This window comes from Nocardia sp. CA-107356 (assembly GCF_050946365.1).
Lineage (GTDB): Bacteria > Actinomycetota > Actinomycetes > Mycobacteriales > Mycobacteriaceae > Nocardia.
This window is the reverse complement of record NZ_CP191992.1, coordinates 1,477,015-1,495,433: the sequence shown is the minus strand read 5'-3', so window position 1 is coordinate 1,495,433 and position 18,419 is coordinate 1,477,015. Positions and strand designations below refer to the sequence as shown.

Annotated in this window: 18 protein-coding genes; 5 read left to right on the top strand and 13 right to left on the bottom strand. The window is 67.8% G+C overall.

All coding sequences use genetic code 11. The features are described 5' to 3' along the window. Positions 1-13: 13 nt before the first annotated feature. The gene (locus tag ACQP1G_RS06875; RefSeq protein WP_433199603.1) at positions 14-556 is read right to left on the bottom strand and encodes an ATPase; all 543 of its coding nucleotides are present in this window, start codon (positions 554-556) and stop codon (positions 14-16) included. Between the two features lie 201 nt (positions 557-757). Between ACQP1G_RS06875 and ACQP1G_RS06870 the strand changes: the two genes are divergently transcribed. Then, positions 758-1,102: a YrdB family protein gene (locus tag ACQP1G_RS06870; protein WP_433199600.1), complete on the top strand. Its 345-nt coding sequence runs from the start codon at positions 758-760 to the stop codon at positions 1,100-1,102. Positions 1,103-1,243: 141 nt separating this feature from the next. On the opposite strand, the gene ACQP1G_RS06865 is transcribed toward ACQP1G_RS06870, so the two are convergent. The 4 genes from ACQP1G_RS06865 to ACQP1G_RS06850 form a co-directional block, all read right to left on the bottom strand. Then, positions 1,244-3,316 (bottom strand): thioredoxin domain-containing protein, encoded by a 2,073-nt coding sequence (locus ACQP1G_RS06865; protein WP_433199597.1) that lies wholly within the window; start codon positions 3,314-3,316, stop codon positions 1,244-1,246. A 92-nt stretch (positions 3,317-3,408) separates the two neighbouring features. Continuing rightward, the gene (locus ACQP1G_RS06860) at positions 3,409-3,996 is read right to left on the bottom strand and encodes a DUF308 domain-containing protein (RefSeq protein ID WP_433199594.1); all 588 of its coding nucleotides are present in this window, start codon (positions 3,994-3,996) and stop codon (positions 3,409-3,411) included. A gap of 181 nt (positions 3,997-4,177) precedes the next feature. After that, positions 4,178-4,441, bottom strand: a complete 264-nt coding sequence (locus tag ACQP1G_RS06855; RefSeq protein ID WP_433199591.1) for a hypothetical protein — start codon at positions 4,439-4,441, stop codon at positions 4,178-4,180. Next, the gene (locus tag ACQP1G_RS06850) at positions 4,441-4,869 is read right to left on the bottom strand and encodes a hypothetical protein (RefSeq protein ID WP_433199588.1); all 429 of its coding nucleotides are present in this window, start codon (positions 4,867-4,869) and stop codon (positions 4,441-4,443) included. The genes ACQP1G_RS06855 and ACQP1G_RS06850 overlap by 1 nt, the downstream gene beginning before the upstream one ends. A gap of 131 nt (positions 4,870-5,000) precedes the next feature. Here ACQP1G_RS06850 and ACQP1G_RS06845 point away from each other — a divergent pair, with 131 nt between their 5' ends. Then, complete coding sequence (locus ACQP1G_RS06845; RefSeq protein ID WP_433199585.1) at positions 5,001-7,718, top strand: AAA family ATPase; 2,718 nt, start codon at positions 5,001-5,003, stop codon at positions 7,716-7,718. A gap of 154 nt (positions 7,719-7,872) precedes the next feature. Further along, entirely contained in the window at positions 7,873-8,922 is a 1,050-nt protein-coding gene (locus ACQP1G_RS06840; RefSeq protein WP_433199582.1) for an alpha/beta fold hydrolase, read from the top strand. Between the two features lie 81 nt (positions 8,923-9,003). Here the strand turns inward: ACQP1G_RS06840 and ACQP1G_RS06835 are convergent, their stop codons facing one another. The 7 genes from ACQP1G_RS06835 to ACQP1G_RS06805 form a co-directional block, all read right to left on the bottom strand. After that, positions 9,004-10,599, bottom strand: coding sequence for an ABC-F family ATP-binding cassette domain-containing protein (locus tag ACQP1G_RS06835; RefSeq protein ID WP_433199579.1), 1,596 nt, complete (start codon positions 10,597-10,599; stop codon positions 9,004-9,006). 431 nt (positions 10,600-11,030) lie between these two features. Next, positions 11,031-12,506 (bottom strand): dihydrolipoyl dehydrogenase family protein, encoded by a 1,476-nt coding sequence (locus ACQP1G_RS06830; RefSeq protein ID WP_433199576.1) that lies wholly within the window; start codon positions 12,504-12,506, stop codon positions 11,031-11,033. A gap of 23 nt (positions 12,507-12,529) precedes the next feature. Then, entirely contained in the window at positions 12,530-12,976 is a 447-nt protein-coding gene (locus tag ACQP1G_RS06825) for a VOC family protein (protein ID WP_433199573.1), read from the bottom strand. A 33-nt stretch (positions 12,977-13,009) separates the two neighbouring features. Beyond that, positions 13,010-13,861 carry an alpha/beta fold hydrolase gene (locus tag ACQP1G_RS06820; protein WP_433199571.1) on the bottom strand — a complete coding sequence of 284 codons (852 nt, stop codon included), beginning with the start codon at positions 13,859-13,861 and terminating at the stop codon, positions 13,010-13,012. A gap of 75 nt (positions 13,862-13,936) precedes the next feature. Continuing rightward, on the bottom strand, positions 13,937-14,152 hold the full coding sequence (locus tag ACQP1G_RS06815) for a hypothetical protein (protein WP_433199568.1): 216 nt from the start codon (positions 14,150-14,152) through the stop codon (positions 13,937-13,939). A gap of 76 nt (positions 14,153-14,228) precedes the next feature. Further along, positions 14,229-14,423: an aldo/keto reductase gene (locus tag ACQP1G_RS06810; protein ID WP_433199565.1), complete on the bottom strand. Its 195-nt coding sequence runs from the start codon at positions 14,421-14,423 to the stop codon at positions 14,229-14,231. 16 nt (positions 14,424-14,439) lie between these two features. Continuing rightward, positions 14,440-14,970 (bottom strand): RICIN domain-containing protein, encoded by a 531-nt coding sequence (locus ACQP1G_RS06805; RefSeq protein WP_433199562.1) that lies wholly within the window; start codon positions 14,968-14,970, stop codon positions 14,440-14,442. A gap of 1,102 nt (positions 14,971-16,072) precedes the next feature. Here ACQP1G_RS06805 and ACQP1G_RS06800 point away from each other — a divergent pair. Both ACQP1G_RS06800 and ACQP1G_RS06795 read left to right on the top strand, forming a co-directional pair. Next, positions 16,073-16,285 carry a hypothetical protein gene (locus ACQP1G_RS06800; RefSeq protein ID WP_433199559.1) on the top strand — a complete coding sequence of 71 codons (213 nt, stop codon included), beginning with the start codon at positions 16,073-16,075 and terminating at the stop codon, positions 16,283-16,285. A gap of 256 nt (positions 16,286-16,541) precedes the next feature. Beyond that, positions 16,542-17,489: a LysR substrate-binding domain-containing protein gene (locus ACQP1G_RS06795; RefSeq protein WP_433199557.1), complete on the top strand. Its 948-nt coding sequence runs from the start codon at positions 16,542-16,544 to the stop codon at positions 17,487-17,489. Here ACQP1G_RS06795 and ACQP1G_RS06790 read toward each other — a convergent pair. Then, on the bottom strand, positions 17,441-18,343 hold the full coding sequence (locus ACQP1G_RS06790; protein WP_433199554.1) for a serine hydrolase: 903 nt from the start codon (positions 18,341-18,343) through the stop codon (positions 17,441-17,443). The two genes, ACQP1G_RS06795 and ACQP1G_RS06790, sit on opposite strands and share 49 nt — an antisense overlap. Positions 18,344-18,419 lie beyond the last annotated feature (76 nt).

Below are 18,419 nucleotides of genomic sequence, written 5' to 3'. Positions count from 1 at the left end.
GCTGAGACCGGACTCAGGGCAGCCAGCCGGTCAGGCCGACGACCTCCGCCGCGATATCGGACACTCGGCGGCCATCGGTGCCGACCCGATGCACCCAGTCCGGGGCCTCGGCATCCAGCTTCGCGGCCATCATCTTGCCGCGCTCGATGTGTTTCTCCAGCGCGCTGCCGATCTCCCGGCCCGCGAGCCGCTCGGCCGCGGCCGCATCCGCACAGGTCAATAGGACCGCGGTGACCTCGGGTTGCTCCCCCAGCGCTGCGACGAGTTCGCCGAGCACATGTTCGAACACACTCGCGGTGTTGGTATACACGATTCGCCGATATCCGAGCGCACGATAGTTCGCCCACATCGCGGCGAGATTCCGCTCCGCGAGTCCGTGCTCCCACGGCGCCGGATAGGCCTGATCCAGATTGTCACCCTCGATCAGACAGTGCCGCACCCGCACCGCCGAAAGCCGCGCATGCACCTCGAAGGCCACGGTCGTCTTACCGACCCCGGACCTACCGCCGATGAAGAGAGCCTGATTGCGCACGGTCACCCGATCACTCTGCCGCATCGGCCCGCGGCTACCAATCGCCTGGCCGAAGGCATCCGATGTGCTGGGCCGGCGCCCCGCCGAACGGGTCGAGCCGCGTAATGCAGAGGCGTTCCTCGCCCCCCACACCAGTGCCGGGCAGCAACTTGACGTGAGCGAGCCATACGTGCACACTGCTCTCATTAGAGAGCGATGCTCTCCACGATTCGAGGGAGAACGGACATGTTGGAAGTCTGGAAATGGGCCAACCTCACGCTGGCATTCGTCATGGAGTTGGTTGCGTACGCGGCGCTGGCGCTGTGGGGCTGGAAGACCGCCAATACGACTCCGCTCAAGCTCGTATCGGCTGTGGGTCTGCCCCTCCTCGCGGCGCTGGCCTGGGGTCTCTTCGCGGCGCCGAATGCGACATTCGACCGCCCACTGCTCGCGGTCTTTACCAAGGTCGTGGTTTTCGGCTGCGCCGCGATCGGACTGTGGGCCATGAGCTACCGACCGGGTGCGGTCGTCTTCGTCGCCGTCCTGGTCGCGAACCTGCTGGCGATCAGGCTCGGGCGCATCACCGCGTGAGCAGGTCGACGACACCCGAATCCGCAAGGCAGATCCGAACATCCACGCCGCCGAGCTGTTCGGCCATTCGGGCGGCAGGTCGGCCGCGCACGATCCAAAAGCTCCATCCGGAGCGGACGAGTGAGCGACTGCCGGGCGATGCTAGGGGCGTTTCAGGGATGCGCTCAGGTCGGCGGGCGTCGTCACCGGGAGGTCGCAGACCGAGCCGCGGCAGACGTAGGCGGCCGGTGCGCCGTTTTTCGCGGACCGGTCGGCCAAGAGGGGAACCGAGTCGGTGGGCCCGGCGACAATGACCGTGCCGCCAGGGGCTTCGGCGCGGGCGGTGGCGATCAATTCCATTGCCGCGGTGGCGATATCGGCTGCGATCGCGACCTGCAGCGGGCCGCGAAGGGCGGCTTCGGCGACCGTCAGCCATTGGCCCGCCGAGCGGGGAGCACGGGCCAGCACGACGGCACCGCGCCGCAGCGTCTGATCGGCGAGTTCGCGATAGCGCGTGGCGGATTCCGGCGCGCTGGCGGCCGCGGCGGTGAGCAGGGCTTCGGCCAGTGCGGAGGCGCCGGCCGGGGTGGCGCCGTCGATGGGGTCACGTGGGCGGGTGACGAGGGTTTCGGCGTCGTCGGCGGTGTCGAACCAACTGCCGGGGGCGGCGGGGTCGGCGAAGTGCTGGATCGCGCTGTCGAGCAGGCGTTGTGCGTATTCCAGCCAATCCAGTTCGCCGGTGGCCTGATGCAGGGCGAGCAGGCCGGTGACCAGCCAGGCGTAGTCCTCCAGGACACCGGGGGACGCACCGACGACACCGCCGAGGGAGGCACGGCGCACCCGGCCGTCGACCACATGCTCGGCCAGCAGGAAGCGGGCGCAGCGGACCGCCGCGTCCACCCAATCATCTTGCTGCAGTGCGGAACCCGCTTCGGCGAGTGCGGTGATGGCCATACCGTTCCATGCGGTCACCACCTTGTCGTCGCGGTCCGGCTGCGGGCGTCGCCCACGCACCGCACGCAGCGTCGCACGAATCCGCTCGAAGCGCTCGCGCGCGGCCGCCGCGGTGGCCGAGTCGGATAGCGCGTCCGGATCGGAGTATCGGGTGAGGACCGAGGTTCCCTGTTCGAAATTACCGGCGGTGGTGACCCCGAAAACCTCCGCGGCCCAGGCGCCGTCGATGGCACCGAGTTCGCCGATCAATTCGGGAGGTGTCCACACGTAGGTCGCACCCTCGACGCCGGGGCCGCCCGGCTGCAGGTGCGTGTCGGCGTCCAGCGCGGAGGCGAATCCGCCATGGTCGGTGCCGAGATCATCGACGATGAACTGCACGGTCTCGCGAGTAACCCTGCGCGCCGATGACTGCCGGTCCTGCGACGGGGTACGGCGGGCAAGATGCGCATAGGCGCGCAGCAATTGGGCATTGTCGTAGAGCATCTTCTCGAAATGCGGTATGACCCATGCGGCATCGACGGAGTAGCGCGCGAAACCGCCGCGCAACTGGTCGTAGATACCACCGCGCGCCATCGCTTCGGCGGTGCGGTTCACCACATCGAGGACGGCGGTGTCACCCGTGCGCTCCCAACTGCGCAGCAGACCCTCCAGCAGCGCCGATGGCGGAAACTTCGGTGCGCCACCGAATCCGCCGTGCTTCGGATCCTCATCGCGCATGACCGCGCCGACCGCGTGATCGAGCAGTTCGGCCGAGATCGCCACATCGGCATCGGGCAATCCGGCGGCCTGCGCTCGCAATGCGTCGGCCACCTGGGCGGATGCCTGGTCCACCTCGTCGCGCCGGGTATTCCAGGTATCGGTGACGGCGGTGAGCAACTGGGTGAACGACGGCATCCCGCCGCGCGGCACCTTCGGGTAATAGGTGCCGCAATAGAACGGTTCGCCGTCCGGGGTGAGGAAACACGTCATCGGCCAGCCCCCCTGACCGGTCATCGCCACGGTCGCATTCATATAGACCGCATCCAGATCCGGACGTTCCTCGCGATCCACCTTCACACACACGAAGTTGTCGTTCATCTGCGCGGCCGTCTGCGCATCCTCGAACGATTCGTGCGCCATGACATGGCACCAGTGGCAACTCGCGTACCCGATGGACAGCAGAATCGGCACATCCCTGGTCGCCGCCTCCGCCAAGGCATCGGCGTCCCACTGCCGCCAATCGACCGGATTGTGGGCATGCTGACGCAGGTAAGGCGATGTCGCGCTACCCAGTTGATTCATACCCCCAGCCTTCCACAACGATGAGCGCGTAACACGGCCCACACACCACCCCACGCAATCGAACACTCACGACTACGCACGGTCGGCGAGCATCATCGGGCAGCGCTGGCGCGCTGGGCTCGGGACTTCCAGGCAAGGAGGGCTGCCTGTGCGATGAAGAAGATGCCACCGCCGGTCGCATAGGTGGACAGGACGTCGAGGGACGGGGACGGTCCGATGGCCTGGACGAGATAGAACACGCCGACCAGGAAGGACAGGCCGCCAGAGATCAGTGTCGGCCATTGCTTGCCCAGGACGGGACCACGACGGTGAATGCCGACGGCCAATTGGGTCGCGCCGGAAATCACTGCCCAGACGCCGAAAACGGCCAGGACCGCGCCGACGCCGCCGACGGTCGCGGCGATTCCGAGGGCGACCGCGGCCACACTACTCAGGGCGCCGTTCAGAGCCGTCACACGGCGGTCGGGACCGGGCGCGACGGCGAGGTAGTCGATGAGCGACGACACGGCATCGATCAGGGGATAGCTGACCAGCAGGGTGACCGCGACCGCGTCCAAGGTGTGGTGAGCGGCGGCGAAGGCCGAGGCCCACGCGATCGCAACGACACCGCGGACCGCGTACAGACGAATCAGCGAGGAACGCTCGGACTTCGAATCCGGCAGCGCCACAGTGGTATTCATGATAAATATCCATTCGATCGCGGGGAACGGGGACGCTCGGCGGCGAGATCCCATATGTTGGGCCCGCGCCCGTGCAGCACCGCGGACTCGGCCCAGAGCCAGAGCGTCACCGGGCCCGGGAAAACCGCTGCCGCACTGAAACGTTCCAATTCTCGATCCCGACGCTGGGATGGCATACCGATCACCTTTTGCTGGAGTGGACGAACTCGCGAACCGCGTCTGCGAACCGCCCGGGCTCCTCCAGATGCCGGTGCAGCGGGTGGTAGGCCGCCACCAACACCCCGTGCGGGTGGCCGAGCAGATGAGCCTCGGACATGGCGAGGTGAGCAAGGCAGATGGGGCCGCGGCCGTGCCCGTGGTAGCGCTGAGTGATGCCGTCGGAGTCGACGGGGTGTGCGCCGGGCGCCAACGGTTCGATGTCGGGGATCGCGTGCGGTGCGGACATCACGCGGCCTGTAGCGGGCCGGCGAACGACTTGCGCAGCGATGACGGGCCGACCAGGGGCAGCAGGGCCGCCAGCAGTTTGCCCTTGAAAGCCTGCGGGGTGCGGGTCAGTTCGACGTCGACGCGGGTGCCGTTCGATTCGGGGGTGGTGCGGAAGACCCACCCGCCGCCGGGGCCGAAGAGTTTGGAGTCCAGCGTGGTGACGGTGACAGTGTCGCCGACCGGATCCCATTCGTAGCGGGCGCGTTCCCAGGCCGCAGCGGTGCCCTCGGTGACCTCGGCCCAGGTCTCGCCGCGGTCGTGGACCACGAAGTGCTCGGCGTCGATGGACGACCAGACCTCGGCTCGGGAGGGCTCGAAGTCGGTGAGCACCCGTACGACCTCGGCGGGGGACAGCATGGACAGGAGATGAAAGCGGACCGTTGTCATGCGAACACTCTCGCTGTCGCGGGCAGGGCGGCGAATCAGTCAGATGACGCTGGGGCTTACGTATTCCACTTTCGGTACGGTCACTAGGGAGCCCCATATGACCTGGTGGGCCGCAGAGAGGAGTACGCACCATGCCGATATTCGGGCGGGACACCGAGTTGAAAGACCTCGGTTCGCTCGTGGACGGCCCCGGCGACTGGAGCGGAATCCTGATCGAAGGGGAGCCGGGGATCGGAAAGTCGGCGCTCGTCGAGGAAGCGGTGGCGGCCGCGGCCGTCGCGGGGCTGCGGGTGTTACGGACCGCCGGTGTCGAGGCCGAACACAACCTCGCTTACGCGGGCCTGCAGCGGCTGTTGTACCCGCTTCGCCGCGGGTTCGACGCCCTGCCGCCGCGTCAGCTCGACGCTCTGGCAACGGCCTCGGGCCTGTCGGACAGCGCCGACGATCCGAGCCCCTACCTGGTGGGGCTCGCCGCACTGACCCTGCTGGCCGACGCCGCCGCCGACCGCCCGCTGCTGATCGTCGCCGAGGACGTGCACTGGCTCGATACCGCCAGCGCCGAAGCGCTCGCCTTCCTCGTCCGCCGCATCGACACCGAGCCCGTCGCCGTGATCGCCACCCTCCGAGACGGCAGCACGACGCCGCTACGCGACGGGGGACTGTCCCCCATGCGATTGGAACCGCTCTGCGACGATGCCGCGGCAGCGTTGCTCGACAGCGTCGCACAGGACCTGTCCGCGCCGGTCCGTCGGCGAGTGCTCGCCGAAGCCCAGGGCAATCCGCTCGCATTGATCGAACTGCCCACGGCGGTCGCGGATGTCGCGGACCTCACTTCGGCGATGCCGCTCACCGGACGTCTCGAACGCGCCTTCTCCGCGCGTGCCGCCGCCCTGCCCGCGCTCAGCCGGTCCGCGCTGCTCGTCGCGGCGCTCAACGACGGTGACTCGCTCGCGGAAACGCTTTCTGCCACGGGCATTCTCCTGGGCGCTGCGGTCGAGCCCGAGATCCTCACCCCTGCGGTGCAGGCGCGTCTGATCGACATCGACGCCGACGCCGTGGCCTTCCGGCACGCGCTGATGCGGTCGGCGCTCGCGGCCTCGGCGACCGATGAGGAACGTCGGCGCACTCACCTCGCGCTGGCCGAGGCGCTGGATGCGCTGCCGGATCGGCGGGTGTGGCATCGCGCGGCGGGCGTTGTGGGCGCTGACGAACAGGTGGCCGCGGAGCTCGAGGACGTCGCTGAACGGCCCCGGCATCGAGGCGGGGCGGTGGCGGCGCTGGAACGGGCCGCAGCCCTCAGCGACAGCCCGGATCGGCGCGCGGACCGCCTGCTGCGGGCGGCCGAACTGGCCGTCGATTCCGGTCGCCGCGCGACTGCCGAACGCCTGGTGGACACCGCTCGCGCGCTTGCGCTCACGCCGCGCCACGAGGCCACCGCGAACTGGCTGCTCAGCGGCTTCGACGACGGCATGCGCGAAAGCCCGTCACGCATCGGCGAACTGGCCGCCCAGGCGGCCTCCGTAGCCGCCGATGGCTACCCTGATGCCGCGATGCGCATCCTGTGGGGTGCGGCCATGCGGTGCTTCTGGGTCGAGCCCGGTCCCGACACCCGCCGTGCGCTGCTCGCCGTCGCCGACGCGCTCCCTTTTCCCGACAGCGACCCGCGCTTGGTCGCGGTCGCCGCATACGTGGCTCCGTTCGAACGCGGTGAGCGCGTTCTCGGTCGCCTCCGGGAACTGGCCGCGGGCACCGGGCAGGACCCGGAAGTCGACCGTTTTCTCGGGAGCGCGGCACTCCAGGTGGGTGCCTTCGACCTCGCCGCACATTTCTCGGCGGCCGCCGCTCGCGGATTCCGCGCGTCCGGGAGGCTGGGCCTGCTGACCCGCGCACTCGCGGTGCAGGCGTGGTGCCTGACCCGGGTCGGCGATCTCGCCGCCGCGGCGCCTGTCGCGGCCGAGGCCGCGGCTTTCGGCCGCGAGACCGGCCAACCGTTCATGCGGGGACTGGCCACCGCCGTCGAGGCCGAGATCGCCGCCCTGCGCGGGGATTACGAGCAGGCTGCCGCCCTCACGGCAGAGGCCGAGCGGACCGGGCTCGCCGCCGGTGCGCGCCCCGTGCTGGCCACCGTCCAGCTCACGCGCGGTCTCATCGCATTGGGCGAGGGACGATTCGACGATGCCTTCACTGATCTGAGCCGCCTGCACGATCCGCACGATCCGGCCCATTCTCCGTTCCTGCGTGCGTATTTCGTGGCCGAGCTCGCCGAGGCAGCGGTCCGCGCGGGCCGGTCCGAGGCCATGGGCGAGCTGCTGGATGGGCTGGAATCGGCGGCAACGGCGACACCATCGCCCGCGCTGCACCTCGGAATGCGTTATGCACACGCCGTTTTCGCCACCGACGCAGCCGAGGAGCGATTCTCCGCCGCGCTGGCCGCGGATCTCCTCGGCTGGCCCGCCGAACGCGGCCGCCTGCACCTCGCATTCGGGGAGTGGCTGCGCCGACAGCGCCGGATCGTCGAATCCCGCACCCATTTGCGCACGGCCAGAGAGATTTTCGACGCGCTCGGCTTCGCCGCCTGGAGCGAACGGGCACGGGTGGAACTGCGCAGCGCCGGCGAGTCCAGTCCGGATCGCAGCACTGATGCCCGCGAACGGCTCACCCCGCATGAGCTGAGCATCGCGCGGCTGGCGGCGCAGGGCCTGACCAACCGGGAGATAGGGCAACGGCTATACCTGTCACACCGGACGGTCAGTACCCATCTGCACCGCATCTTCCCCAAGCTCGGGATCAGTTCGCGTGGCGATCTGGCGGCGCTGCTGCCCACCAGCGACGACGACGCGACCCGGTAGACCAGCACGCCGGTCGACCGTCATCGATTACGTCATCCGACGGTCGCGGCGCTACCCGCGCACTGCCTAGCGTCAGCGATGTGGGCGGTGACGGTTGCCTCGGCTCGGACCTCACCGCACCACGGTTCAGGACGACGGCCTCGCAGGAGCACAGATGCAGATCAGCAGAAGACTATTCAGTGGGACGCTCGCCGTGGGTGCCGCGAGCCTGGCCGCGGCCTCGCTGAGCGCCTGCGCCACGGACCCCGCTACAGCGCCCGCGACCACGACGTCCGGCACGCCCGATCTGCGGGCGGGATCGGGCGCCAACACCACACTGGGCACCATCAAACATATCGACGCCGGCGTCCTCGACGTCGGCTACGCCGAATTCGGACCGAGCACAGGACAACCCGTCATCCTGCTGCACGGCTGGCCCTACGACCCCTACAGCTACGCCGATGTCGGGCCACTGCTGGCCGCCGCCGGATACCGGGTGATCATCCCGTTCCTGCGCGGCTACGGCCCGACCACCTTCCTGTCCGCGCAGACCGTCCGCAACGGTCAGCAGTCGGCGATCGCACGCGACATCGTCGACTTCATGGACGCCCTGCACATCGACAAGGCCATCCTCGGCGGATTCGACTGGGGCGCAAGGACTGTCGACATCATCGCCACCCTCTGGCCGCAACGCTGCAAGGCGATCGTCGCGGTGAGCGGATACATCGTCACCCAGCAGGCGGCCCAGCAGCAGCCGCTGGCGCCGGAAGCCGAACTCGGCTGGTGGTACCAGTACTACTTCGCCACCGAGCGCGGCCGTGCGGGCTACACCCGCAACCGGCACGACTTCAACAAACTGATCTGGCGGCGCGCTTCCCCGCAGTGGAACTTCGACGACGCCACCTACGACCGCAGCGCCGCCGCTTTCGACAACCCCGACCACGTCGACATCGTCATCTCCAACTATCGGTGGCGGCTGAGCCTGGCGCCGGGCGAACCGCAATACGACCCCTACGAACAGCAACTCGCCACCGGACCGGCGATCACCGTGCCCGCCATTACTATCGCCAGCGACTTCGACGGCGCGGCCAAGGACGGAAAAGCTTACCGCGCCAAGTACTCCGGCAAGTATGAGCACCGGATTCTCGACGGTATCGGGCACAACGTCCCCCACGAAGCCCCGCATCCGTTCACCCAGGCGATCATCGACGCCGACCATATGTGAGCACCGCCGCACCACCGGCATCCGGCGTCGGACGGGCTTCGGCCCGTCCGACGCCGCTCTTTCTCCCTTGGGGATGCCGGTCTACAGGGGGCCGCCCGGCTGGATGCGGCCGTCGGAATCGAGCGCTACGACAGTGTCGATGCCGATCCTGCGCAGGAACGGGTAGTCGTGACTGACGACCAGGAGCGCGCCACGGTAGGCCGCCAGGGCTTCGACGAGCTGGTCGACGCTGGCGATGTCGAGGTTGTTGGTCGGCTCGTCGAGGATCAGCAGCTGGGCCGGGGGATCGGCGAACAGCAAGCGCGCCAAGGAGACTCGGAAGCGTTCCCCGCCCGACAGTGTCGAGACCGGCCGGTCGACACTACTGCCACGCAGGAGTAGCCGGGCCAGCTGATTGCGGATCGTGGCGGGCGGGATGGTCGCGGCCACCGCGTGGACGTTCTCGAGCGCGCCGGCCTGCTCGTCGAGTCCGTCCAGGCGTTGCGGGAGATACCCGACCCGGTCGGTGAACAAGGTGGCGCGTCCGGGATCACGACCGTCGATCAGGTTCTCGATCAGCGTCGACTTGCCTACCCCGTTTGGGCCGACCAGGGCGACTCGCTCCGGGCCCTGGATGACCACGCAACGGTCACCGTCGCGCAGTTCGGCGATGCGCCGGCTGCGCGGCACATCGGGATCGGGCAGGTCGAGGTGAATGTGTTCCTCGCGACGGACGCGAGCGGCTGCCGTATCCAGGACATCCTGGGCCGCACGGACTTTCGTGTCGAGAGTGGTGCGCAACGCACCAGCGGAGGCTTGCGCCTTGCTGGCGCGGTTGCCCGCCAGGATCCGGGGGATGCCGCCGTGCTGCTGGGTGGCCCGGCCGGTGCGCTCGCGCCGGGCCAGTTTGGTCTCGGCCTCGATGCGCTGGCGTTTCTCGACCTTCAACGCCTGCTCGGCGGTGCGTGCCGCCTGCACGGCCGCCGCCTGTTCCTGCTCGACGTACTGCTTCCAGGCGCTATAGGGGCCGCCGAAGACATCCACTGTCGTGCCGTGCAGTTCCGCAGTGGCATCCATGTGCTCCAGGAACTCTGAATCGTGGCTGACCACCACGAGGGTGCCCGGCCACGAGTCCACGAATTCGGCTAGTTCGGCACGGGTTTCGCGGTCGAGGTTGTTCGTGGGCTCGTCGAGCAGGGTGATCGGCGTGCGCCGGATCCGCAGGCCCGTGATCGCAACGAGAACGGCTTGGCCGCCGGATATTTCACCCACCTTGCGGTCGAGATCTGCGGCGTTGAAACCGATGTCGTGTAGCGCTTCCTCGGCGCGCGATTCGATGTCCCAGTCGTCGCCGATCGTCTCGAAGTGCTCGTCCGCGATCTCACCGGACTCGATCGCGCGCAGGGCCGCGAGTTCGCCTGCGATACCGAGTAATTGCGCGATGGTGGCGTGGCGGCCCAGGGTGAGTGTCTGCGGTAGGTAGCCCACCTCGCCGACAGTTTCGATTCGCCCGGACGTCGGTGTCAGAATTCCGGCGATCAGCCGCAGCAGCGTCGATTTACCGGCGCCGTTGCGGCCGACCAAACCGGTCCGCCCGGCGGTCAGGGTTCCGTTTATCCCGGAGAACACCGCCGTTCCGTCGGGCCATTCGAATGACAGGTTCTGCAACGTGATCGCAGAGGGCATGGATGTGGACATGGGTCGTCGACTCTTTCCTGCTCGCGAACGAGCGGCCGCAAGTTTCGCGCGCCGAGGTAAGCGTGTGCGCGCGTGTTTCCGGGACTATGCGGATGCAGACGAAGGCGAGATTTCCTCGGGCCGTTATCAATACAGGACACCGAGAGGAATGTGCGATCGGAAGCCGCCTTCGACTGGGCGGCTAGAGTCTGTCGACTTCCTCGATGAGCACGTGACGATCCTACCAGCGGTGTCAGACGGTAATAGTCTGGTATTCGGTGTACTGGCCCAGGCCGAAGCATGTGCCGCCGCCACCGCGCGGTCCACGTCGAAGGGCTGTGCCTGGGCCGCTCGGCCGATCAGCGAACGATCGTGCGGAGAGGCGATCTCCAGCAGCGCCGGGTCGCTGGGTTCGGTCCACGAACCACCGATATAGAGCCGGTCCTAGGTGATCATCTGCTTGCTTCTGGAATCGGCGAATACTGTTGGTCGCGATAGGTTTCCAGCAACCGCAGCCAGACCTCGCTGATAGTGGGAAATGACGGCACCGCGTGCCAGAGCCGATCGAGGGGCACCTCGCCGGTGATGGCGATGGTGGCCGAGTGCAGCAGTTCGGCCACGCCCGCTCCGGCGAAGGTCGCACCGACGATGACCTGCCGCTCCGGATCGATCAGGACGCGGGCACGCCCCCGATAGCCGGGATCGTGCTGGATCGCACCGGCGACCCGGCCGATGTCGTAGTCGACCACATCCACGTCCCGGCCGACACGGGCCGCGTCCTCTGTGGTGAGGCCGACCGCCGCGATCTCCGGATCGGTGAACACGACCTGCGGCACCGCCTCGAGGTCTGCGGTCCCGACATGCCGCCCCCACGGACCGGTGTCGAGGGCCAGCCCGCTGGCCCGTTCCGCGATGACCGCACCGGCGATACGTGCCTGGTACTTGCCCTGATGAGTGAGCAGCGCACGGTGATTGACGTCGCCGACCGCATAGAGCCAGTCGCCTTCGACGGCGGTCACGGTGAACGTGTCGTCGGTGGTGAGCCACTGGCCGGAGGTCAGGCCGACGGTGTCGAGGCCGATGTCGTCGGTGCGGGGCGCGCGTCCGGTCGCGAGCAACAGTTCGTCGGCGACCAGCCGGGTGCCGTCGGCGAGGGTGAGGTGGATGCCGTCGTCGGGTCCGCCCGCGCGTTCGGCGGCGGTGATGGTCGTCTCGAACCGCAACCGGACACCGGCTTCGCGGAGCCGCTCGGCGACCAGGTCCGCGGCGAAAGCTTCCACCCGTCCCAACAGCCGGGACTCGCGGGCGATGAGTGTGACCCGCGCGCCCAGCGCCTGCCAGGCGGCGGCCATTTCGGTGGCGACCACGCCCGCTCCGAGAATCGCGAGCCGGTCGGGTACTTCCCGCGCGCCGGTCGCTTCGCGACTTGTCCACGGCCGCACCGCATCCAGGCCCGGAAGCGGCGGCAGGGCGGCGGCGGTGCCGGTGCACACGGCCACCGCGTGTCGGGCGGTGAGCCGCACGGTGTCGCCCTCGGGCGTGTCGACCATCACCTGCCGGGGTCCGTCGAGCCGACCGTGACCGCGGACGAGGTCGACCTGCACGGAGTCGAGCCAGTCCACCTGGTCCCGGTCGTTCCAGTCGGCCACCATGCGGTCGCGGTGTTTCAGGACCGCGGCCGCGTCGAGCGGTCCGGTGATCGCGCTGCCGACGCCGGGGAAGCCTGCGGCCTCGCGGTAGAGCAGGGCGGGGCGCAGCAGGGCCTTGCTGGGTTCGCAAGCCCAGTACGAGCATTCGCCGCCGACCAGTTCGGATTCGACGATCACCGTGCTCAACCCGGCGGCTCGGGTACGGTCGGCGACATTCTCACCGACCGGCCCCGCCCCGATGACCACGACATCGTAGGTACGAATTTCCTTATCGGACATGGGGTTCACCTTTGATGGGCTGATCAGCGGCCGGGTGCCCGCTGGGAGACTTCCTGCAGGAACCAGCCATTGCCGTCGGGATCGGTGAACGCCGCGAACGAGCCGTAGCTGCGTCGCTGCGGATCCGCCCCGGGGATACGGCTTTCGGTTCCGGCGTGGTGGAAGGCGCCGGTGGCATCGCGGAACGGTCCGTCGACCGTCACGCCGCGTTCGGTCAGTTCGGCGACGGCTTTCTCGATGTCGGTGACGATCAGGTGCAGGCCGTGCAGTGTCCCGGGTGCCGCGGCAGCCACGCCGGTGCCGAAGATGATCGAGCATTCCGAGCCGGGCGGGGTGACCTGCACGACCCGATAGCCGTCGTCAACAGGGAAATCGGCGTCGAGACGGAACCCGAGCCGCTCGGTGTAGAAGGCTTTGGCGCGGTCGACGTCGGCGACCGGCAGGACGACGACTTCCAGTTTCAAATCCATGATCGTGTTCTCCTCGAGTGTCTTTCGCGATGGTCAGTGGGCGGCCGTGTCCCGGGCGGCCTGCTCGATCACGTCGGCGACCACATCGGGATGTGAGATGGCGACCGAGTGCGAGGCCGCGACCTCGGTGACCTGCGCGTGCGCCCGCTCGGCCATGAATCGCTGCGCCGCGACCGGGATATTGAGGTCCTCAGTGGTGACCACATCCCAGCTGGGCTTGTCGGTCCAGGCGGCGACGGTGGCCTTCTCCTGCAGCGCTGACTGGAGGATCGGGCGCTGTGAGGCGGCGGCCGAAGCGGCGCGGTCGGCGGGGACGTCGGCGGCGAACTGGTCGTGGAACTTGGCCTGCTGGATGTACAGGTCGGTGCCGGTGCTGCCGTCGGGGTTGGTGAACGGGACCGGGTCGAGCGTGCCGGGCAGGGTGGTCCCGGGGAACTTGCCGGTCAGCTCGAGCGCGGTCTCGCCGGGCGCTGGCAGGAACGCAGCCACGTACACCAGCGCCTTGACCTGATCGCTTCCCGCCGCGGCGGCGCTGATAACCGATCCGCCGTAGGAGTGCCCGACCAGGACGACGGGTCCGTCGATATGGCTGATCAACCCCCGCAGGGTGGTGGCGTCGGCGGCGGGTCCACGCAGCGGATTCGCCGCCGCAACAACGGGATACCGATCCTTGCGGAGCTTGTCGATGACGTCGTTCCAGCTCGATCCGTCCGCGAACGCGCCGTGGACCAGAACAACGGTCGGCTTCGGTGCGTCCTCGGTCGGCCCGGCATGGGTGGTGCTCGCGGTGCACGCGACGGCGAGGCTACCGGCGGCCACTGCGGCCGTGATCGCCGCAACCGCCCGGGCAGCGCGCCGGATACGGGGGCGTCGGATGTCGACCATATCGTGGTCCTTTCGAGGAACGGTGAAAGCAGGATGTGTGGCTTCCACTGTGGGTCGCGCGGCCCTGCCGCCACATCAGTCAACTGACGCCAACCATGACGTAGTCACACCTGTGATCGAACGCCACGGCCATCCCGCGGCGAACCCGTCGGTGACGCGCGGGCGGCACAGCGCGATCGGCACCGCGTGTTGCGCCGCGGTCAGCGAGTTCAGCGCGGCGGGCCGCCGACGGAGGCTTTCGTGCGTGCCGTTGAGCGAGAGCCCGCCCACCGACCACGGTCCAGTGCTCACCCAGCTATTCGGCGGTGGCATACACCCGCGACACTTCCTCATCCCAGAACAGCGATACATCCGTCGACTCCGGTCACTAGAGGGCCGATAGTCGCAGGATCTGGTCGGCGGAGAGCCGCAGCTGTTCCGCGGCGGCATTTTCCGCGAGTTGAGACAGTGAGGTCGTGCCCGGAATCGGCAGCATCACCGGTGATCGGTGCAGGAGCCAGGCCAGCGAGACCTGCGTGGGTGTCGCGCCGAGTTCCGCTGCCACCTCAGCGAGGTCGACCATCGCGATCCGGTGAGAGTTACTCCGCGGTGTCGAACATCCATTCCTGCCGGGGGTCATGCATCTGGGGTGTATCGACCACGACCTCGGTACCGGCCGCGAAGTTGCCGTCTCGGGCGGAGAGGGCCACCCTGGGGTCGTAAGGCATCAGCATTTCGTAGTTGTATGCCCACAGTTGGTTCAGGCTCTCCGGTCGTTCCCGCCTACGGGCTTGAGCTACGGATGCACCAGGCGCGATACTGGCGCCGCCCTCGTATCCGACGACTTCCAGGACCAGTCCACTGTTCTTGTTGACGAGGAACCCGTCGTCATATTTCCACAGTTGGTTGGCGCTACTGCCGGACTTCCGGTGCCAGACAACCGCCTTCGCGCCTTCCGCGGTGCTGCCGTATTTGATGTCCACCACAAGGCCGCTGGAGACGTTTCGGATGTAGAAGAAGCCTTCGGGAAATACTCCATCTCGGGCGGCGGCGGTGGGTGCCACGACTACGGCGGACAGCAGCAGGGTCGCGATAGCACCTATCAAGACCATCAGACGCGAACTGGGCATTCATCCTCCACGGAATCGATGGATCTGTGGTCGGGACACCTTCCGCACGTCAACCACGCGCGAACTCACTCGCGCATCATTCCCCACCCCTGACACTGCACATGGATTCCGGCCAGCCACGTCAGCGTGTCGGCCGAGCCCCGCGCGACATCACCAGCCGCTCGGCACCGACCACCCTCGCCGGTGGTGCCCTCGACACAGGCCAGCAGTTCTGCCTGTGTCGACCCCCATGTCCTCAGAACCGAAACCTATGTCCGCACTCCGCAACAACCGCCGAAAACAAACCCCGAACGCCGAAACCTATACCCGGACAGAACAGCAGCAGCGAGCAGCCACGCGCCAGCGACAACGGACAACGGACAACGGACGCAGCGGGCAACGGCGGCAACGGGCAACGGGCAACGGTGGCAGCAGGCAGCAGGCCGTCTAATCGTTCGAGCACGCCGCACCGACGACGCCCGGCCGAAAACTGTGGCAACACTCTGGTGCCAACCGCAGCCCGCCACCACTCAGACCCGACAAACTCGACTACCCCGCAACCGGAGAACCGACACCCGGCCAGAACCCAATCGGTGAGAACGAGCCGGCAACGCAGTCGATGAAGAAGGGTAGAACGATTCCGACGATGATCCGTTCCGTATCCGCCGACGTCGCTTGAATAGTCGAACACGATGTCGAACACGATAAGGAGACGATTGGCATGTTCGATGATGACCTTGCACAAATTCTGGTGGACCGGGCTACCACGTTCCAGCGGGCTCTCGTCGCCACATCATGCTTGAACCGAGCGGTCGCCCTCACGCACGACGAGTGGACCGACCGTGCGGTACCTGGCTTCCGTCAACTCATCGATGACTCAACGGAATTCTGTCGGGCCCGAGCGGTCGGCGGTCGGCCCCGGACTGGTGCGGATCTCCTGGACGCACGATTCCGCGAGATTCTCGGCCCGGACGATTGGCCTATCGACGAACCCGACGGTCTCGCGGCCTGGCTCATCGACGTGGTCTCGATCGCGGACTATGTGATGCGGACGTGGAACGAGCCCGACCTGAGCGATTCTCGGTGCTTCAATGTCCTTGTCGCCTCCTATTCCCTAGCGGGAATGTTGAACGACGATGCTGTTCAAACCGGCGCCGAGGACCTCGGCGAGCTCGAGGTCACGAGGCAGATCGCCGACCTGCGAGCGGTCACCAGCCTGCACGATCCGATCGGCGTCGACCAGCTGGACTCGCTGATGACGGAATCGGATGCGCTCCGTGAAGCGTATAGGCGAAGATTCCAGGATGTTGTCTCTGAGTATGAATCGGAGCAATGACTGAGCCACCTCGCAACCGCGATGATTCCGAGCGTCACCGAAATCGCCTACCTTGCACCGTGATAGCTGTGCTCTCCGGACTCGCTCCGACCACATTTGATCCTGGTCAAGTGCCGACGACAGCACCAGCGCCCCTAGCGGGTGCGATGACGCCAAGCTCAACACCAGGGGTGTGTGACTGCACGACTCGATCGCTGTGAAGGACTACGCGGCGGCCGGCAGGATAGGAGCGTAGGCCAGTCGGTAGCGTCGCGGGGTGGACTCATTGCGACAGCTGCGGTACTTCGTCGCCGTTGCCGAAGAACTGCATTTCGGGCGTGCGGCCGAACGTCTCGGTATCGCGCAGCCGCCGCTGAGCCAGCGCATTCGCAAACTCGAGCAGGATCTCGGCGCGCGCCTGTTCGATCGGGACAGCCGACGGGTTGAACTCACCGAGGCGGGCCAGATCCTGCTCGCCGAATCCCGCGATCTGCTGGCCCGCTGGGATCGGGCGCAGCGGCTGGTCGGCAAGGCGCATCGGGGTGAGATCGATGCGCTGCGGGTCGGGGTACCGCCCGAGTTGGCCGGACGGGTGCTTGCCGCGATCCTCACCGCCTTCGAAAGCCGCGACGTCCAGGTCGATCTGCAGGAACTGACCACTGCCGAACAGATTCGGCTGCTCGCCGACCGCCAGCTCGATGCCGGGCTGCTGCAGCATCCGGTCGATGTGGTCGGCCTCGAACTCGGCCCCGAAGTCGAGACGCCGCTGGGCGTGGTGCTGCCGCGCGACTCGCCGCTGGCCGCTCGCTCCGCGCTCACCCTGGCCGACCTGGCCGGACTCGGTTTGGTCATCTTTCCGCGGGCCGCAGCGCCCGGACTCTACGACGCGACCCTGCGCACCTGCTGGGAGCACGGCTTCCGCCCCAGTCGGGTCCAGCACGCCCGCAATCCCGAATTCGTGCTCGGCATGGTGCTTTCCGGCCGCGGTGTCGCCTTCGACCAGGGCATGGTGGCGCAGAAGGAGCCCAGAGTCGTCTGGCGTCCGCTGACCGACACCTTGAGCTGGCGGCTCTCGCTGGCATGGCCCGCTGCGGCGCCGCATCCGCTGGTGCGCGAACTCGCCGACCTCATCGTCGCGGTGATCCAAGGCGACGGCGCGTCGCGGCCCGCACCCGCTCAGGAGGTGGCGCAGCGGCCGTGGAATGTCGTGTTCGGCAGGTCGTGACGGATGCGCTGAATCGCAAGCCGCGCGGCCGCACCGATCGCGTGATCGACGTCGGGCAATCGTTGCACGAGGGTGTCGGCCCTGGTGAATACCGCGACGGCATAACGACTTCCGCAGGGATACTCCACCACGCCGATCTCATTGCGAATCGCGGGCAGTGAACCGGTCTTGCCCCAGACCGATACCTCCGGCGGGAAGGCCGCGGCGAGTCGATGCCAATTGAGCTGGTGCGCCATGAGTTCGCGCACCCACCGGCAGGCCTCGGCGGGGCCGGCGCGGTCCCGGCCGAGCAGGGTGAGCAGGCGGGTCATATCGCGCGGCGTGCTCGCGGTGGTGCGGTGCGGGTCCATGGCTCGGGTGCCGAGCACTTCCGACACACTCAGGGTCGGGAAGCGGCGCGCGAATTCGGCGGTATCGGATGCGCCGATATCCTCGGCCATGGTCTGCACGACGTACCGGGGCGAGCCGACGATCCGGGTGCCGGTCAGGCCCAATTCGCGGACCAGCGAGCGCACATTGTCCAGGCCGACGCGATCGAACAGCAGGTCGGCGGCGGTGTTATCGCTCACCGACAGCGCGAAGAACGCGGCATCGCGCAGGCTGAACTCGACATCGTCCAGACAGCCCGCGGTACCGACCCCGCCGAGCCGGTCCGCCGCGGTCGCCCGCACCCGATCGGTCGGATCGAGCTGACCGGCCACGACCTGACGCGCGAACTCCAGTACCAACGGCACCTTCACCACCGAGGCCAGCACGACCGGTTCGTCGGCACCGAGACCCGCCGCACCGTCGCAATCGAAACATCGGGCGTGCACCCAGCCGCGCACGCCGACCTTGTCGAAGATCTCCCGCACGCCTGCCAAACTTCCATACGGGATCGATCGGAGTCATCTTGACTCTCCCGTCGATGGAGGGTTCACGCTCGTGAGC

Bases quoted from the DNA above. Each gene is read 5' to 3' on its own strand.
- ACQP1G_RS06875 (WP_433199603.1), bottom strand. From the start codon at position 556: ATGCGGCAGAGTGATCGGGTGACCGTGCGCAATCAGGCTCTCTTCATC.
- ACQP1G_RS06860 (WP_433199594.1), bottom strand. From the start codon at position 3,996: ATGAATACCACTGTGGCGCTGCCGGATTCGAAGTCCGAGCGTTCCTCG.
- ACQP1G_RS06850 (WP_433199588.1), bottom strand. From the start codon at position 4,869: ATGACAACGGTCCGCTTTCATCTCCTGTCCATGCTGTCCCCCGCCGAG.
- ACQP1G_RS06845 (WP_433199585.1), top strand. From the start codon at position 5,001: ATGCCGATATTCGGGCGGGACACCGAGTTGAAAGACCTCGGTTCGCTC.
- ACQP1G_RS06830 (WP_433199576.1), bottom strand. From the start codon at position 12,506: ATGTCCGATAAGGAAATTCGTACCTACGATGTCGTGGTCATCGGGGCG.
- ACQP1G_RS06865 (WP_433199597.1), bottom strand. From the start codon at position 3,316: ATGAATCAACTGGGTAGCGCGACATCGCCTTACCTGCGTCAGCATGCC.
- ACQP1G_RS06835 (WP_433199579.1), bottom strand. From the start codon at position 10,599: ATGTCCACATCCATGCCCTCTGCGATCACGTTGCAGAACCTGTCATTC.
- ACQP1G_RS06840 (WP_433199582.1), top strand. From the start codon at position 7,873: ATGCAGATCAGCAGAAGACTATTCAGTGGGACGCTCGCCGTGGGTGCC.
- ACQP1G_RS06825 (WP_433199573.1), bottom strand. From the start codon at position 12,976: ATGGATTTGAAACTGGAAGTCGTCGTCCTGCCGGTCGCCGACGTCGAC.
- ACQP1G_RS06855 (WP_433199591.1), bottom strand. From the start codon at position 4,441: ATGTCCGCACCGCACGCGATCCCCGACATCGAACCGTTGGCGCCCGGC.
- ACQP1G_RS06800 (WP_433199559.1), top strand. From the start codon at position 16,073: ATGTTGAACGACGATGCTGTTCAAACCGGCGCCGAGGACCTCGGCGAG.
- ACQP1G_RS06810 (WP_433199565.1), bottom strand. From the start codon at position 14,423: ATGGTCGACCTCGCTGAGGTGGCAGCGGAACTCGGCGCGACACCCACG.
- ACQP1G_RS06805 (WP_433199562.1), bottom strand. From the start codon at position 14,970: ATGCCCAGTTCGCGTCTGATGGTCTTGATAGGTGCTATCGCGACCCTG.
- ACQP1G_RS06870 (WP_433199600.1), top strand. From the start codon at position 758: ATGTTGGAAGTCTGGAAATGGGCCAACCTCACGCTGGCATTCGTCATG.
- ACQP1G_RS06820 (WP_433199571.1), bottom strand. From the start codon at position 13,861: ATGGTCGACATCCGACGCCCCCGTATCCGGCGCGCTGCCCGGGCGGTT.